13 protein-coding genes and 1 tRNA gene are annotated in these 17077 nt (G+C 57.8%); 9 read left to right on the forward strand and 5 right to left on the reverse strand.

The annotated features are described in order from the left end of the window. The first annotated feature begins 122 nt into the window (after positions 1 to 122). From GA830_RS04355 to GA830_RS04375, 6 genes are all read left to right on the forward strand, one after another. A complete protein-coding gene (locus GA830_RS04355; protein ID WP_195163886.1) occupies positions 123 to 2714 on the forward strand; it encodes an FtsK/SpoIIIE family DNA translocase in 2592 nt (863 codons plus the stop codon). A gap of 91 nt (positions 2715 to 2805) precedes the next feature. Continuing rightward, entirely contained in the window at positions 2806 to 3477 is a 672-nt protein-coding gene (locus GA830_RS04360) for an outer-membrane lipoprotein carrier protein LolA (protein ID WP_195163887.1), read from the forward strand. Between the two features lie 321 nt (positions 3478 to 3798). Then, positions 3799 to 4602 (forward strand): exodeoxyribonuclease III, encoded by an 804-nt coding sequence (locus GA830_RS04365; protein WP_195163888.1) that lies wholly within the window; start codon positions 3799 to 3801, stop codon positions 4600 to 4602. A gap of 87 nt (positions 4603 to 4689) precedes the next feature. Beyond that, the gene (locus tag GA830_RS19920) at positions 4690 to 5658 is read left to right on the forward strand and encodes an ImuA family protein (RefSeq protein WP_258045557.1); all 969 of its coding nucleotides are present in this window, start codon (positions 4690 to 4692) and stop codon (positions 5656 to 5658) included. Then, positions 5555 to 7057 (forward strand): DNA polymerase Y family protein, encoded by a 1503-nt coding sequence (locus GA830_RS04370; protein ID WP_258045558.1) that lies wholly within the window; start codon positions 5555 to 5557, stop codon positions 7055 to 7057. Before GA830_RS19920 ends, GA830_RS04370 begins: the two co-directional genes overlap by 104 nt. Next, positions 7054 to 10365 carry an error-prone DNA polymerase gene (locus GA830_RS04375; RefSeq protein ID WP_195163889.1) on the forward strand — a complete coding sequence of 1104 codons (3312 nt, stop codon included), beginning with the start codon at positions 7054 to 7056 and terminating at the stop codon, positions 10363 to 10365. The genes GA830_RS04370 and GA830_RS04375 overlap by 4 nt, the downstream gene beginning before the upstream one ends. Before the next feature lie 48 nt (positions 10366 to 10413). Here the strand turns inward: GA830_RS04375 and GA830_RS04380 are convergent, their stop codons facing one another. From GA830_RS04380 to GA830_RS04395, 4 genes are read right to left on the reverse strand one after another with little or no spacing between them, the layout of a single operon-like run. Then, a complete protein-coding gene (locus GA830_RS04380; protein ID WP_195163890.1) occupies positions 10414 to 10605 on the reverse strand; it encodes a Trm112 family protein in 192 nt (63 codons plus the stop codon). Between the two features lie 12 nt (positions 10606 to 10617). Then, positions 10618 to 11289, reverse strand: coding sequence for an LON peptidase substrate-binding domain-containing protein (locus GA830_RS04385; RefSeq protein ID WP_195163891.1), 672 nt, complete (start codon positions 11287 to 11289; stop codon positions 10618 to 10620). Positions 11290 to 11326: 37 nt separating this feature from the next. After that, the gene (trxA, locus tag GA830_RS04390; protein ID WP_258045559.1) at positions 11327 to 12319 is read right to left on the reverse strand and encodes a thioredoxin; all 993 of its coding nucleotides are present in this window, start codon (positions 12317 to 12319) and stop codon (positions 11327 to 11329) included. A 60-nt stretch (positions 12320 to 12379) separates the two neighbouring features. Further along, the gene (locus tag GA830_RS04395) at positions 12380 to 12877 is read right to left on the reverse strand and encodes a prolyl-tRNA synthetase associated domain-containing protein (protein WP_195163892.1); all 498 of its coding nucleotides are present in this window, start codon (positions 12875 to 12877) and stop codon (positions 12380 to 12382) included. A 198-nt stretch (positions 12878 to 13075) separates the two neighbouring features. On the opposite strand from GA830_RS04395, the gene GA830_RS04400 reads away from it, so the two are divergent. The 3 genes from GA830_RS04400 to holA all read left to right on the forward strand — a co-directional run bounded on the left by GA830_RS04400 (position 13076) and on the right by holA (position 16178). Continuing rightward, positions 13076 to 13150 (forward strand) — tRNA-Gly (locus GA830_RS04400). Positions 13151 to 13581: 431 nt separating this feature from the next. Further along, positions 13582 to 14745 (forward strand): alpha/beta fold hydrolase, encoded by a 1164-nt coding sequence (locus GA830_RS04405; RefSeq protein ID WP_195163893.1) that lies wholly within the window; start codon positions 13582 to 13584, stop codon positions 14743 to 14745. A gap of 389 nt (positions 14746 to 15134) precedes the next feature. Further along, the gene (holA, locus tag GA830_RS04410) at positions 15135 to 16178 is read left to right on the forward strand and encodes a DNA polymerase III subunit delta (protein WP_195163894.1); all 1044 of its coding nucleotides are present in this window, start codon (positions 15135 to 15137) and stop codon (positions 16176 to 16178) included. A gap of 16 nt (positions 16179 to 16194) precedes the next feature. On the opposite strand, the gene GA830_RS04415 is transcribed toward holA, so the two are convergent. Then, complete coding sequence (locus GA830_RS04415) at positions 16195 to 17076, reverse strand: ParB/RepB/Spo0J family partition protein (protein WP_195163895.1); 882 nt, start codon at positions 17074 to 17076, stop codon at positions 16195 to 16197. Between the last annotated feature and the right edge of the window lies 1 nt (position 17077).

The following is a 17077-nucleotide window of genomic DNA, read 5'->3' on the forward strand; positions in this document are numbered from 1 at the left end:
TGCGGGCACGGCCTGACGTGGCCATGGTTAATGCCCTCTTAACCTCCCCCCGCTAGGCTCAATCCAGGGATTTGGCCACGCCGCGCCACACCGACGCGCGGCACTATTTGACGGGGTTACGAATGCGTTCCGCTCAGTTCGCGCTGGATGAAGCCGATCACGGCCTGCAAGCGTTTGCGCGCCGCCAGATCTGGCGTGCTTTGGGTGCCATACTTCTTCTTGGAGTGGGTTTCGCCCTGGCCAGCCTGGGCACCTGGAATGTTGCAGACCCCAGCTTCAGCCATGCCACTGCCAATCCGGTCACCAATGCCATGGGATATCCAGGCGCGGTGTTTTCCGATCTGGCCATGCAGTTTTTGGGGTTAGCCTCGGTTGCAGCTCTGGTGCCGGCCGTCGTCTGGGGGCTCTTTCTCGTCGGCGCCCACGGTATCGACAAGATGCCCAAGCGTGCCGGTATGTGGCTCGGTGCTGCGCTGCTTGGCGCAGCCATCGCCGGCTGCATCGCGCCACCAAAAACCTGGCCCCTACCCAGCGGTCTGGGGGGTGTCATGGGCGACATCATGCTGAAACTGCCATCGCTTTTCATCGGCCACTATCCAACCGGCATGGTCGCTTCGATGCTGATCGCCCTTTTGGCTGGCCCGGCTTTATGGGCTTTTGCTTATGGTTCGGGTCTGCTTGCGCGGGACAGTGAGGCGGCCGCCATTTCGCCGAAGGCTGCACGCCGCAAGCCCGAACCTGAGGCCGAATTTAGTGAAGATGACGAGGATGACGATTCCAGTGAAAGCATGTTGGCACTTGGTGCCCTCACCCACTGGTGGCTTTCAGCGCGCAGCTTCGTACGCCGGCGTTTTGCCAGACCCACCGCGCAATCCGCTTATTATCACGATGATGGCGATGAAGCAGATTTCCCAGCGCCTGTGACGCGGGGCCTGTCGCGCACCGGAGATATCCGGATCGAGCCAGAATTCTCCGCTCAGCAGGTACGAGAGCCTGTCCTACAGGACGAAGGCCAATATGACGACGAACTTGACGAAGATATCATGCCCGCCACCGAAATGGCGCGGCGCCTAGCGCCCGCGACTGCAAACAACGCTGCCCGCGTTGTAGCTCCGGCTTCGCGACCCGTGCAGGGCGCGCGCATCCAGCGGGAGGCACAAGCGTCCCTGATCGGCACCAGCACTTTCGAGATGCCATCTCTGCATTTCCTTGCGGAACCCAAGAATGTCGTGCGTGATGCGAGCCTCTCAAAGGAATCGCTGGAGCAGAATGCCCGCCTGTTGGAGGGCGTGCTTGAGGATTTCGGCGTCAAGGGCGAGATCATCCATGTGCGGCCCGGCCCGGTCGTCACGCTCTATGAGCTGGAACCCGCACCTGGCATCAAGTCGAGCCGCGTTATCGGGCTCTCTGATGATATTGCCCGCTCGATGAGCGCGATCGCCTGTCGCGTTGCTGTCGTGCCCGGTCGCAATGCCATCGGCATCGAACTGCCAAACGCAAAGCGCGAAACCGTCTATCTACGCGAGATTTTGGCCAGCCGCGATTTCGAGACCACCAAGGCCAAGCTGGCGCTGGCACTGGGCAAGACCATTAACGGCGAGGCTGTTATCGTCGATATCGCCAAGATGCCCCACGTTCTGGTCGCCGGCACCACGGGTTCTGGCAAATCGGTGGCCATCAACACGATGATCCTGTCACTGCTCTACCGCATGACACCGGAAGAGTGCCGCCTGATCATGATCGATCCAAAAATGCTCGAGCTTTCCGTTTATGACGGCATCCCTCACCTTCTGACCCCGGTCGTTACTGACCCGAAGAAGGCTGTAGTTGCCTTGAAATGGACCGTGCGGGAAATGGAAGACCGCTATCGCAAGATGTCCAAAGTCGGCGTGCGCAACATTGAAGGTTTTAACCAGCGCGTCGCTCAGGCAGAAGCGAAAGGCGAGCGCATTTCGCGTACCGTGCAGACGGGCTTCGACCGCGAGAGCGGCGAAGCTATCTACGAAACAGAAGCTCTCGATCTCGAGCGCATGCCCTTCATTGTCGTCATCATCGATGAGATGGCCGATCTGATGATGGTTGCCGGCAAGGATATTGAAGGCGCCGTACAGCGACTAGCCCAGATGGCGCGCGCGGCTGGAATTCACGTGATTATGGCAACACAGCGCCCCTCGGTCGACGTCATCACCGGCACGATCAAGGCGAACTTCCCAACCCGTATTTCTTTCCAGGTCACCTCGAAGATCGACAGCCGCACCATTCTTGGCGAACAGGGTGCAGAACAGCTGCTTGGCATGGGCGACATGCTTTACATGGCCGGCGGCGGTCGTATTCAGCGCGTTCACGGACCGTTCGTTGCCGACGACGAAGTTGAAAAAATCGTCGCGCATCTGAAGCTGCAAGGCGTGCCCGAATATCTCGACGCTATCACCGAAGATGACGGCGAGGATGACGCTGCTAGTGATTCGGGTCGTGGAAATGGTGGCTCCGGTGGCGGCAATTTTGAGGATTCGGATGATCCTTACGACCAGGCCGTGTCGGTGGTGCTGCGCGATGGCAAGGCTTCGACCAGCTACATCCAGCGGCGCCTTGGCATTGGTTATAACCGTGCAGCCTCCATCATTGAAAAGATGGAGCAGGAAGGCATTGTTGGCCCTGCCAACCATGCCGGAAAACGCGAAATTCTGGTGCCCACTGAAGACGACAAATTCTAAAGCTGGCAGGGTCTGCACTTGTCAGCGCCCAACTTAGGCCCAACTAGAAGCCCATAGGCCTGCTTGAACGAGAACAACCGGAGTAACCGGAATGACCGACCATACCTCTTTCGTAACGCGCCGCAGAATGCTTGGCTTTGGGCTCGCAGCACTTTTTTCTGTGAGTGCGGGCCATCTGCTGCCCATCTTCCAACCCGTGACGCAGGCTGATGCCTCCTCCGCGGCGGCACAAAAAATCGCAGACCACTTCTCTTCAATCCGCACGATGGCAGGCGACTTCATCCAGTTTGGTCCGCGCGGCGAACAGACCGGCGGAAAGTTCTTCATCGCCCGGCCAGGCAAGATTCGCTTCAACTATGAGGCCCCTTCGTCCTACCGCGTGATCTCGGATGGTACTTCGGTGGTGATCGACAACCGCAAACTCAACACGATGGATCTTTATCCATTGTCAAAGACGCCCCTGAAGCTGCTGCTCGATGATCGTATCGACCTGACCGGCAGCCGCGTGACCAGCGTCAAGGAAGAGACCGATCTCGTCACCATCAAGATGGCCGACAAGTCGGTATTCGGCAATTCGCGCATCACCATGATGTTCGACGCAAAGACCTATGATCTGCGCCAGTGGACGATCACCGATGCGCAGGGCAAGGACACCACGGTGCTGATCGACAATGTGAAGCAAGGTGTGCAACTCGACGCCGGCCTGTTCGCCATCGACTACAAGCGCAATTTTGACGTCAACCAGAAGAACAAGAACCGGTAGATGGCGATAGAGCCTGATCTACGCGCCGTAATTTGCGGCGTATACGTTGCGGCCTCTATCGTTCAAAGACAAAAAGCGTCGACTGATTGCAATGTTTAGGCGGCTCACGAAACCAAGAGCGACGCCGACGGCGGTCCACACCATCAGAAAGATGAAGCTCGGTGACTAGGATCATGAGCGCTCCGGAAAAATTCAAAAGGGCATTCTGATCCGCCCTCGTAAAAACGATAGTGCTCTGGCACAATTTTGGGAAAATGCTTAACGGTTTCCGTCCCGAATTACGTTGAAACAAATAGTTTCCCGAGCCAGGACCTTTGCCCCATGCCCTTTTCTATCGCCACCTGGAACATTAACTCCGTACGCCTGCGGATGCCGCTGGTCGAACGTTTACTGAACGAGCATGCGCCAGATGTCCTGTGCCTGCAGGAAACCAAGTGCACCGACGATCTGTTTCCTTTCGAGCCTATCCGTGCACTCGGCTATGAACATATCGCCATTAGCGGTCAGAAGGGCTATCACGGCGTTGCCACGATCTCGCGCCACCCGCTGGAGGTCGTGGATCGCCGGCGCTTCTGCGACAAGGAGGATTGCCGGCATATTTCCACCCGCCTTCAAGCGGGCTGCAAATCGCTTCTTCTGCATAATTTCTATGTGCCGGCGGGCGGCGACGAGCCTCACCCCGAAATCAACTGGAAATTCCGTCACAAGCTCGATTTCGTGCAGGAAATGAATAGCGTTCCCGCCGCGTGGAGCGCTGATTCAGCCTCTGTTCTGGTCGGCGATCTCAATATCGCGCCGCTGGAAAACGATGTCTGGTCGCACAAGCAGTTGCTCAAGGTTGTTAGCCATACGCCCGTGGAAACCGAAAGCTTCGAGGCGATGCGCAAAGCAGGAAATTGGGTCGATCTCATGCGCCACGGCGTCCCTGAAGAGCAAAAAATCTACACCTGGTGGAGTTACCGTGCCGCCAATTGGGAAACCGCCAATCGCGGCCGACGGCTCGACCACATATGGTCCTCCCAAAATCTCGTCGACAACCTTTTGGGCATTGAGGTTCTGCGCGAAGCCCGCAACTGGGAACGGCCCTCCGACCATGTCCCAGTAATCGCACGCTTCGACCTCTAATGAATCGCTAACGGCGCTTGACTCTTCGTTCCACCTCTGGAATCTGTATGGAACATAACAAGAACAGATTACAAGAGAGAAACCGCCATGGCGCCCCCCGCCGTGACGCAAGAGGCATTTTTTGCCTTGCGTCAACGCATTGCGAAGATTGAAGGCACGCAACCCGAATGGCTTCCGGGCGGGCTTGCTGATGTGAAGGAAAACGACCAGGTGTTCGACCCTGAGCGTTTTCTTGCCACCGGTGTTGCCAGTCTGGACCGCGCCCTTGGCGGCGGCCTGCCGCGGGCCGCGCTGACCGAGATCCATGGTCGCGAAACTCGGGACAGCGGTGCTGTTGCCGGCTTTGCGCTGGCGCTGGCTGGGCTGATTCTGGACCCCGGCAGAAGCCAGATCGCCAGTCCCGTTCTTTGGATTGGAGTTAGCCAAGCCTTCACGGAAATGGGGTTTTTGCACGCGCCCGGCATCAGCCATTTTACAGGCCTTTCGCTGGACGAACTTCTCGTGGCCCAGACCTCGAAACTCGCCGACGCAATGTGGATCGCCGAAGAAGCGGCCCGCCTTCGCGAAATTTCCGGCATATTTCTGGAGATTCATGGCAATCCGGGCAAACTTGATCTGACGGCAACCCGGCGCCTGCATCGCCGCGCGCAACGGGCAGGGCGCCCGGTTTTTCTTCTCCGGCAGGCCGCTTTTGCCGAGCCAACGGCAGCTCCCATGCGCCTGATTGTTGCAGCGGCGCCGGCCAGGCCGCGCAACACCATTGCAGGACCACTCGACGGTTCAATCGGCTGGTCGGCCTTCAAAATAGCAATAGGGAAGGGCCATTCGGCTTTACCCGGTGAGTTCGTTGTGGAGTGGAACAATGATGCAAGCGCATTTCAAGAAAGACACCCGGCGAACTCTGGCGCTCTGGTTTCCCCACCTTTCCTCGGACCGGATTTTCCGGCAACGGATGGGCAGGTCGTGGCGTTCGAAGCGGGAGGTAACCACGCCGCTGATCATCAGCCACCGGGAGAACAACACCCAGCGCATCGCCAGGCTCGACGAACAGGCTGAGACGCTCCGGTTAAGGCCTGGAATGGGCATCGCCGATGCCCGTGCCATGTATCCCTCAATAGAGATTATCGAAGCGGACCCAGCGGCCGATTTCAGGCTGCTTGAAAGCCTCGCCGACTGGTGCGATCGCTATACACCGCTGGTCGCTCTAGAGGGTGTCGATGGGCTGTTTCTCGATATCACCGGCTGCGTTCACCTGTTTGGTGGCGAGCAAGCAATGCTGGACGACATTCTGGCGCGGCTGTTCCAGCAGGGCTTTCACGCGCGTGCAGGGCTCGCCTCGACACCCGGTGCGGCCTGGGCAGCGGCACGGTTTCTCGGCGCAGGCATTGTCGAGCCTGGCGAAGAGGAGGAGTTGCTTGCCCCTTTGCCCCTGTCAGCGCTGCGCATTGAACCAGCGGTCCGGATAAGTCTCGAAAGTGTCGGGCTACGCAGTGTAGGCGCCGTGCTTGGCTCACCGCGCGCCCCGCTCGCCCGGCGTTTCGGCAGGGGTTTGCTCATGCGGATCGACCAGGCGACCGGGGCGAGCGAGGAGGCTATTTCACCCCGCCTTCCCCTGCCCCTGCTGTCGGTCGAACGCCATCTTGCTGAACCGATTGTTCAGACTGATGATGTCAAAACACTTGCTGGTATGCTGGCTGTGTCGATGAAGGACGATCTGGAACGTCGTGGCGAGGGTGCCAGGACATTGCGTCTGACGCTGTTCCGCGTCGACGGGGCCGTGCGCCTACTGGAGATTCGCACTGCACAACCTTTGCGCGACCCATCCATGATCACACGTCTTTTTCACGAGAAGCTGGCGGTGCTGGAAGAGGAAATTGATGCCGGCTACGGTTTCGAGCTGGTGCGCTTGTCAGCGCTGGCCGTAGACCCTTTCGAGCCGAAACAGGTCAATCTCGGCAGCCCCCATACCGACGACAGCCAAGCGCTCGCCCAGTTTGGCGACCGCATTCGGGCCCGGTTGGGCGAGCAGGTTCTGCTCAAGCCCGTCGCTGTGGAAAGCCACATTCCCGAGCGATCCGTGATCATGGTTTCTCCCTTTGACGCCCCGGTGAGAATATCCCGGATGAGGAGAAATAGTTTCACACCCGACCAGTCGGAGGCACAACGGCCTATTCGTCTGTTCCGTTACCCCGAGCCGATTGAAGTAGCGGCGACTGAGCTGCCAGAAGGACCTCCCATGCATTTTCGCTGGCGGCGGGTCACCCACAGGATTGCCCGAGCGGAAGGTCCCGAGCGCATCTCATCAGAATGGTGGCTGGAGGAGGCTGATGCGCCGACGCGCGACTATTTTCGCGTCGAAGACGGCCAAGGTCGTCGCTACTGGGTCTACCGTCAGGGTCTCTACGGCGCCTCGAGCGAACCGCCACGCTGGTTTATGCACGGAATTTTCCCGTGAAACCGCCCGAAGGCAGCTATGCGGAATTTGGCGTACAATCGAATTTCTCCTTCCTGCGGGCAGCTTCGCGGCCTGAGGAGCTCATTGTCGCGGCAGCACGTCTCGGCTACCGCGCCGTCGGCCTTGCAGATCGCAACACGGTAGCAGGGGTTGTGCGCGCCTGGCAGCAGGCCAAGGTGGAAAACCTTACCTATCATCCCGGTTGCCGCCTGGTGTTCTGCGACGAAACACCTGACATTCTGGCCTATCCTCAAGACCGCAAGGGGTGGGGACATCTATGCCGCATGTTGACACAGGCCAATCTGCGCGAGGAAAGCCAGAAGGGAGCGCCATATCTCTACCGCACCGACTTGTTCGAATGGGGAGACCGCCTCTCCTTAGCAGTTTTGCCGAGCCTTGAATCTCCTGCCACAGAAACGATGCTCATTCTGGAGCAGCTGAAGAAAAAATTCGAAACGTCCGTGTGGCTGGCCGCGTCACCAGCCTATGCTGGAACCGACCGCTTCAGGCTGGAGCAGGCGGCAGCCCTTGCCGCAGCCACCGGGCTTCCTTTGATGGCAGTGAACGATGTTCTCTACCATCTGCCGGAGCGGCGACCCCTGCAGGATCTTGTCACCGCCATTCGGTTGAATGTGCCAGTCTCGCAAGCCGGTCTGGCACTGAGCAGAAATGCCGAACGTTATATGAAGCCGGCTTTGGAAATGGCGAGGCTCTTTCGGCGTCACCCGGAAGCGCTCACTGAAACCATTCGCTTTGCCGCGAGTCTCTCTTTCTCGCTCAGGCAGCTGGAATACAATTATCCGGATGAACCAACTGAATCGGGTCTTCAGCCCCAGGCAGAGCTTGAAAGACTAAGCTGGATTGGCGCAGGCGTGCGGTATCCAGATGGAGTGCCCGACCGAATCCACAAAATCATCGTGCACGAACTGGGCGTCGTCGCCAAACTGAACTATGCGCGTTATTTCCTCACGGTTCATGACATCGTCAAATTTGCCCGCTCGCAGAATATCCTGTGTCAGGGGCGCGGTTCGGCCGCCAATTCGGTGATTTGTTATTGCCTTCGCATCACAGATGTCGGGCCAGAAATCATCGATTGCCTGTTCGAACGCTTCATTTCCGAAAGCCGTGACGAACCACCCGACATCGACGTCGATTTCGAGCATGAGCGCCGCGACGAGGTAATCGCTTACATCTACCAAAAGTACAGCGCCAAACGTACCGCGCTGGCCGCTTCCGTTACCACCTATCGCGCCCGTTCGGCGCTGCGCGAAACCGCCAAGGCGATGGGTCTGTCGGATGATGTGCGATGCGCTCTTTCAAGCTCGATCTGGGGTTCTTCGTCGCCGGAGGTCGGCAGCCGCGAGGCGTATGCGGCCGGACTAGATCAAATTGATCCTGTTTCACGCCATGTTCTTTCCCGGGCTAACGAGCTGATGGGGTTTCCCCGCCATCTCTCCCAGCATGTTGGCGGGTTTGTTATAACCCGTGACCGACTGGACGAGATCGTCCCCATCGTGAAGACCGGAATGGACGAGCGCAAGATGGTCGAGTGGGACAAGGATGACCTCGACGCGGTGAAAATCCTCAAGGTAGATATTCTGGCGCTCGGCATGCTGTCCTGCCTACGGCGGGCCTTTGACCTTCTGGAGAAGCACTACGATATCCGCGACGTTCATGGCGGGCCCGTAACCCTCGCGACAATTCCCGCAGAGGATCCGAATGTCTATGACATGATCTGCCGCGCCGACACGCTGGGAGTCTTCCAGATTGAGTCTCGTGCGCAAATGAGCATGCTCCCGCGCCTGAAACCGAAAATCTTTTATGACCTTGTAATCGAAGTAGCGATCGTGCGCCCCGGCCCAATACAGGGCCATATGGTGCACCCCTATTTGCGCCGACGCCAAGGTAAGGAAAAAGCCGAATATCCGAGCTTGGAGCTTCGTAAAATCCTGGAGAAGACGCTCGGTGTTCCACTCTTTCAGGAGCAGGCAATGAAAATTGCCATTGATGCCGGCGGCTTTACACCGAGCGAGGCCGATCAGCTCCGGCGCGCCATGGCAACATTCAAGCGTACAGGCACTATCGGAAATTACCGCCAGCGCATGATCGATGGCATGATTTCGCGCGGTTACAAACGGGATTTCGCCGAGCGTTGTTTCAGGCAGATCGAGGGTTTTGGCGAATATGGCTTTCCCGAAAGCCACGCTGCGGCGTTCGCGCTCCTCGTTTATGCCTCATGCTGGTTCAAGGCTTTTTACCCCGACGTTTTCTGCGCAGCTATCCTCAATGCACAGCCCATGGGGTTTTATCAGCCGGCACAACTCGTGCGCGATGCGCAGGATCATGGCGTTGAAATCCTTGCTGTCGACGTCAATCACTCAGATTGGGATTGTTTGCTAAAGAATAGCGCGAACCCTTTGGCCATCGCGCCCCGGCACGCGTCTATGCGCAAGGTAATCCTAGCACAAAAGGCCGTTCGTCTTGGTTTCCGGCAGATCAAGGGTTTATCGGAAACACGCATGCAGGAATTCGTTAGCCGGCGTGGAACCGGCTATGCATCGGTTCGCGATTTGTGGCTACGATCAGGCCTTGGAGTGTCGGATATCGTTCGGTTGGCGGAGGCTGATGCATTTCGATCCCTAGGGCTTGATCGCAGGGCGGCGCTTTGGGCCGTGCGTGCGCTGGATGGCCGGCGCGCTGTCGAAAGGCTTCCTCTATTCGACCAGCCGCACCTGCGGCTGCGCGAGCTTGAACCTGAAACAAGACTACCCACCATGCCGCTGGGCCAGCACGTTATTCATGATTATCAGGCGCTCGGCCTTTCGCTTAAGGCTCACCCTGTTTCTCTCCTACGCGCGCGCCTGCAGCGTGCCAATGTCGTGTCCAACATCCGTCTAGCCGACGTTCCGGACGGCCGCATCGTCTGGGTTGCTGGTCTGGTTCTGGTACGCCAGCGACCGGGAACCGGCAATGCCATCTTCCTTACACTGGAGGATGAAGAGGCCGTGGCCAATGTCATAATCTGGCCTGGCATTTTTAATCGCTATCGGTCCATTGTCATGGGTGCCCGGCTGATCAGGGTGCGCGGCAAGTTGCAGTCGGAATCGGATGTCATCCATATCATCGGCGAAGTTATCGAGGATCTCACCCCATGGTTGAGGACGCTGAGCGAAGCTGCGGGGCAGGAGACCGATCGAACTCATTCAGAGGCAGCACCCACGCGGGCCTTGCTTGACAGGGCGGCATCTGAGCCGCTGCTATCAGGCGAGATGCAAAAGGTAATGCCGAAGGGTCGCAATTTTCACTAGGTTCAGGAATTCCCTGACAAGATCGCACCAACCCCTATTGGTGGATATTTATCCGTCTTCGAGGATCTGCCGCGCTTCCGAGGGCAGCATAATCGGGATTCCCTCCCGCACGGGATAGGCAAGCTTGGCCAACTTGGAAAGCAACTCCTGATGTTCCGGGTCCCAAACCAGAGATCCCTTGGTTAGCGGACAGGCCAGCAACTCGAGCAGTTTCGGGTCAATCCGTGGATCCTCAGTCATGTGCAGCCTTCCCTATTGCAGGCTCGAACTGAAATCATCCTGGTCGCGCGCCAGAGCCATTTCGGTGATTGCAATCAACGTCTCGGCCCGCGTTCTCAAATCGGCGGCTTCCAGCAATGCCTGCTTTTCCGCCGCACCGAAGGGAGCCATCATCGAAAGCGCATTTACCAGCGTCGTGTCCGCAGCGCGACTGACGCTTTCCCAATCAGCACTAAGACCATTGGCATCGAGATATGCCCTGAAAGTCTTCAGGAGCGCCGGCCTGTTGATCCCGCTTTCGCTCCGCTCCTCCACCAAATCGCTGACAAACGGCAGAATTTCACATTGCCGATAGGGTGTTCGGCTGCCCCGCTCAGCAGAAATCCGAAACCGACAGACGCCTTGCAGCGCCATCAGATAGCGACCGTCACCCGTCTCCGCCAACGAAGTGACCCGCCCTATACAGCCAACCTGGCAAAGCTCTGGCTCGCCATCCTCGCGTAACGCGCCATCAAGTCGTGGCTGTATCATTCCGATCAACCGGCTTTCACGCATCGCTGCATCGGTCATTTCGAGATAGCGTGGCTCGAAAATATTCAACGGCAAGCGCCCGCCCGGCAGAAGTAGCGCGCCGCCAAGCGGAAAGATGGGTACCACCTTGGGGATATCCGAGCCCTTCCGGTAGTGGGTATTTCCCGCTTGCACCAATACCTCCATGACCGCCGTAGCAGCTTCTAAAGTTTCAGGAAAAGAGCGCAGACGACAATTTGCGCCGCGCCGAAAGCGTTGCCTCGTCGGAAATTCCCCATGCCTCGAAAAGTTTCAGCAATTGCGCTCGCGCTCCGTCATCGTTCCATGTCCGGTCGGCCCGCACGATCGAAAGAAGATTGTCTGCGGCCGCCTCCCGATCGCCCATGGCATTCTGGATCAGTGCCAGGTCAAAACGTGCCTGATGATCTTTCGGGTCAGCGTCGATCCGGCTCTGCAATGGAGCTGGATCGCCCAATTCAGCTGCCTGTTGCGAAAGCGAAATTCGGGTTCTCACCGCGGCAAGGAGCAAATCTTCCTGCTTTTCTGGCGGCGCGCTGGACAGCACCTCTTCGGCGCCAGCGCTGTCTCCGCTCTCGAAGATCAGGTCGGCCAGCCCAGCAATAGCTTCGAGCGTCTGTGGCGCCTGCTGAAGCACAGCATCATAGATGGCGGCAGCGCCCTGGCTATCGCCGCTGACGCGGGCCTGCTTGGCATCCTCCAGTGCTTCGGCAATACCACCGACGGCCTTTGCAGGTCCGCCAACCTTGCGAATGAATTCCTCGATTTGGCTCGCCGGGACCGCACCCACAAATCCGTCTACTGGCTGACCGTTCTTGAACGCTATGACGGCAGGGATGGACTGGACGCCAAGCTGACCGGCGATGGTCGGATGGTCGTCGATGTTCATCTTCACCAGCTTCACGCTGCCACCTGCGGCCTGAACTGCTTTCTCGATTATCGGCGTAAGCTGCTTGCATGGCCCGCACCAAGGGGCCCAAAAATCAACCAAAACCGGCTGCTTCAGAGATTCCTGGATCACATCCTTGGCAAAACCGGCGGTCGTTGTTTCCTTGATAAGTTCGGCCCCATCCCCGGCTGTGGAGGGAACCCCCAGCGGCAACGCCATGTCGGGCTGCGTTGAAAGCGTCACGTTTGGCGTCGCATAAGAGCCCGTTCCCGAATATGGGTTGTTTTGATTGGTCAAGTCACAGCCTCTCTACGTACCACTGCGCCGCGCCACCGCAGGCTTCTGTCCATGTGGCATTCATTGCGCAAGTTTCAAGATATCAGGTTCGTGCCCGGTCGCGCGCAGAAACTTGATAAGGTCGCCGCGCGCGATCGAAACGGTGGCAGTATTGACCAGCGGATGCGCGTTGATCACCTCATGCTGCATCAGATCAGCGTCGAGCACCATTTTCACCACGCCGGTGGTATCGTTGATCACGCCGAATGCCGTAACTGCACCGGGCAATACGCCAAGCAGCTCCCACAATTGTTCAGGCCTCCCGAAAGAGACGCGACCGCTTGCCCCTATGGCGTGGTGGATCGACTTGAGGTCAACCTCGGCGCTTTCGCCAACGGTAAGCAGAAAATATTGCCCCTTCTTATCCTTCAGGAAGAGATTTTTGGTATTTCCGCCAGAGATTTCGCCTCGCAAATGCTGCGATTCTGCCACCGTGAACAGCGGTGGATGGGTAATTGTTGTGTACACAATCCCCAATTCGGCAAGGAAGGCAAAAAGTTCGTCGCTGGTTTTCGGCATGGTTCAGCCTTGTGTTGCCCTGTCGTCTAGTGTGCCGACGTCGGCGCGGCAAGCCTCATAGCTCTTCCGCCATGTTTTGGCAGAGGCCGGCATGTCTGTCCGACCCCTCGGTATGTGCTAAAAATCATTTATTTCGTTGTTGCAATCAACAGGCGCTTCGGCCATATAGGCCCGGCTTGCGGCGTCAGCGCCGGGCGAGCGGGTGTAGCTCAGGGGTAGAGCACAACCTTGCCAAGGTTGGGGTCGAGCGTTCGAATCGCTTCACCCGCTCCAGTTTTCTAAATGAAATCAAGCATCGAAAAGCCGCGGGAAACCGCGGCTTTTTCGCATTTAGGGGCCATTTTTCAGTTGAGAAAGCGTGAGGCTTGAAAGTGGCTCAAAAGATCAGGATTACACGCGGGTACCAGTTTACGGATTCGACGAAGCGTGAAATCGCTATGTCGGCGGGGTGCACACCGCTCGAACTATCCGCCTGAGCAATAGGCATCCCTTTTCCAGAGGCGACCTCGTAGGCCAAACGTTGGGGCGAAGCGGCCATTCAGAACCGTTCTCATAAGGATTGGAAGAGGCTTTGTCGTGCGGTCGATTTTACACCGTCAGCCTGAGTCCTTGTGAACTTTGCTATGTGACGCCTATGGTGCAATTTGCTTTGCAGCGCTTGTATCCGATTAGTCGGCGCTGACTAACTCGTTGAGGATGGTCCAATGACTCTGAAACTGAAAACTGCGTTCTGGGTTGCACTCAGTAGCCTAGCTGGCCTTTCAGTCACAGTTGGCGGCGTGGCGGCTCAATCTGGCTGCGAAACGGTCGACGGTCCGCGCTGTTACGAGAAGCTCCCTACGGGCATTGAAATGAGCTACTTGGAAGTCGGACCAAAGGAAGGACCTGCCGTCATTCTAATTCATGGCCTGACGGACAACGTTCGATCCTGGTCAACTACGATGGCAAGTCTGCATGAGATCAATCCAGAGCTACACATCTTTGCTGTCGACCTTCGAGGCCATGGGAGGAGCAGCATGCCGGACGCTGTGACATGCGCGCCCGCTCCAGAAAACTGCTTCCGTCCTGCCGATTTTGCACACGATATCGTCGCTTTCATGCAATCCAAGGGGATTGAAAAGGCGGAATTGGCAGGTCATTCACTGGGATCGTTCATCGTTCAGGAAGTCGCCCTTACTCATCCAGGGATGGTTGCCCACGCAATCCTTGATGCCAGCGCCGTTAGTGGGGTCGGCAACGTCGCCTTGGCGGACTATGTGCTCAAAGAGCCGATAGAGGGCTCTTGGCGGGCTGCGCTCGAAGCGAAAGGCAAGAGCTACCCTGTTGATTTCTACGAGCTAACCCCAGCGGATGCAGATGCCAAGGTTGGAGAGTGGCTCGCTGCAAACTGGGTGGTCGATTCGGCAGCTGACCCCGCCTTTCTCGTGCCCTATATTCCTGAGACTGCCAGCGTAAAGCTTGGGACGTGGATTGGGGCCACCAAAGCACTCCTATCCCAGGACAACACCGAGCGATTGAAGGAAATGTCGGTGCCCACAATGGTGATGTGGGGCTTGCAAGACAGCATCTTCGTGGCTTCCGACCAAGAGGCGATCAAGGGCTCCCTTGCGGTTGCTGCGAAGAAGTTTGGGCAGCCAATTTACTTCAAAGAGTACGGCTCGATTCCGTTGCCCGAATCGGGTTTTCAAGAGAGTGATATCGGCCACAATATTCAATGGTCAGCATACGAAACGATCGCCAAGGACATCAACGCGTTCATCACAACCGACAAACCAACCAACGATCTTGTGCATAGCGACGCAGCACCAAACGTTCAAAATTTGATTGTGGTCCCAGACAAAGCTTTCGTGGAGATGATTGGGGAATAGAGCTGCTCAGAAGGCACTAAGCTCCCATCCGCAACCAGCTAGGTGCGGTCACCGCGCGGTCAATCGCTCTGGGTATCGCGCAAGTTCGAACCGGTTCGTTCCAGTGCGTCGTGGTTCGATTTCTCTGAGATCTGCCTGCCCCGAGGAACACGCACTCTGGTGCATTCGAGCGCACTCAGCGCCACTCAGATCATCTGAACCGACCGCGTAATTTCTCGCTTGCCAAGGTAGGGGTCGAGCGTTCGAATCGCTTCACCCGCTCCAAATCTTCTTAGATTTGAAATGCATAGAGGCTAGGGAACCGGGCCCTTTTGCTGTCTGGGATTTGGGAGGCCTTTGGCGTCCGCGTTCCCTATCCCCAATCCAGTCAAACGTGCTATCTCCGCCGAATGGCCCAGAAAAAAGCCCACGAGGTCGACGCATGGCTAGCGCGGCGTGACCTGCAGACCCCCATCATGCTGTTTTACGGCCCCGACCGCGGGCTGGTGGCCGAGCGAGCGCGCGCTGTGGCAGCTGCAACCGGCCTTGCGGTCGACGATCCTTTTTCGGTGGTTCGTCTTGATGCGCAAGAACTTGAGCAAACTCCCGGCAGGCTGATCGACGAAGCCTCAACAGTGCCAATGTTTTCCAAGCGCCGGCTCATCTGGATACGCAATGCGGGTGCGCACAAATCACTAGCCGCCGAGATTAAGGTTTTGGCGGAAAGGCCATCAAGCGATGCCATCATTATTGTTGAGGCTGGTGAGTTGAAAAAAGGAGCGCCGCTGCGCAGCAACGTCGAGGCGGCGGCCCACGCCATGGCGCTACCCTGCTATGCCGACGAAGCGCGCGGCCTGGATGGTATCATCGACGAAGAACTGTCTAAGGCCAATATGTCTATCGCGCTTGACGCACGCCATGCGCTGAAGGTCAGCCTCGGTGGAGACCGGTTAGCCTCGCGCGGCGAAATAGAAAAACTGGTGCTCTATGCAGCCGGGCAGGGCCAAATCACATTGGATGATGTTGGCAAGATGACGGGGGACATCGCCGCGCTTTCACTGGATGCGGCGATAGACGCTGTTCTTGAGGGTAGTTCAGCTGACTTCGACGCTGCTTTTTCTCGCCTGGGAGCGAGCCAAGCGTCAAGCCAGCTGCTAGGTTGGGCGCTGCGCCAATTTCATGTGCTGGAACTGATGCGCGGGGCAATGGATGCGGATGGGCGCGGTGCAGCATCCGTCGTTGCCGCTGCACGGCCGCCTGTATTTTTCTCCCGACGCAGAACCGTAGAGAAGGCGCTTCAGCACTGGAGTGGCGCTGCCATCACACGCGCGCTTGGATCGCTACAAGCTGCCATCCTGCAAGTACGTCGTCGCGCCGACCTTGCTGAACCCATCGCGCGGCAGGCGCTTCTGGCGCTCACCGTTGAAAGTGCGCGTCAGCAGCGCCGTCACTAAAAACAATTAGCCGGCTTTATGAGCTTTTAAGACGCCTGCATAGCTCATCTAACTGCTCGAGAGAGCGATAAGAAATTTTGACATCTCCACCCCGATCCCGATGGCTGATTGTCACCTTCATTCCCGTTACGTTAGACAGAAGGCCCTCCAGCGCCACGGTGTCCGGGTCCTTGTCGGTTCCGTTGGATGAACGTTGCGGCCGCTCTTGTGCAGATGCAGCAAGAGGAGCCAGCGCCTCAGCCTGCCGAACCGAAAGCCCTTCCTCAACAATGCGCTTGGCTAGAGCGGCAGGTTCAGCAGCTGTGACCAGCGCCCGCGCGTGCCCGGCAGACAGCGAGCCATCTACAAGCAAATCTCGAATGACGTCGGGTAGCTTTAACAGCCGCAGCGTATTTGCGACATGGCTTCGACTCTTGCCAATGACTTGGCCGAGATCCGCCTGCGTATAATGATGTTCGTCCATCAATTGCTGGTAGCCCTGCGCCTCTTCGACCGGATTGAGATCGGCGCGCTGAACGTTCTCGATGATCGCAAGTTCGAGTGCGACGCGGTCATCAACGTCTCGAATAATCACCGGCAGGGTCATCAAACCGGCGCGTTGCGCCGCGCGCCACCGCCTCTCGCCCGCAATGATTTCGTAATGCCCTGTTGTCTGCGCCGAAGGGCGAACTACCACCGGCTGTACGATGCCATGCTCCCGAATCGATTGCGCCAGATCCGTCAGATCAGCCTCCGCAAAGCTCCGTCGCGGGTTTTTCGGATTCGGCTTGACGAATTCGATCGGCACCTGGCCATCAGGGCTGGCATGCTGACGTGCGGGCTCCGCCGGCCGGTCCATTTCACCAATTAACGCCGCAAGTCCGCGTCCGAGGCGCTTCTTCGAGATATCTTCACTCATT

Origin of the sequence: Mesorhizobium sp. NBSH29 (genome assembly GCF_015500055.1) — a bacterium.
Lineage (GTDB): Bacteria > Pseudomonadota > Alphaproteobacteria > Rhizobiales > Rhizobiaceae > Neomesorhizobium.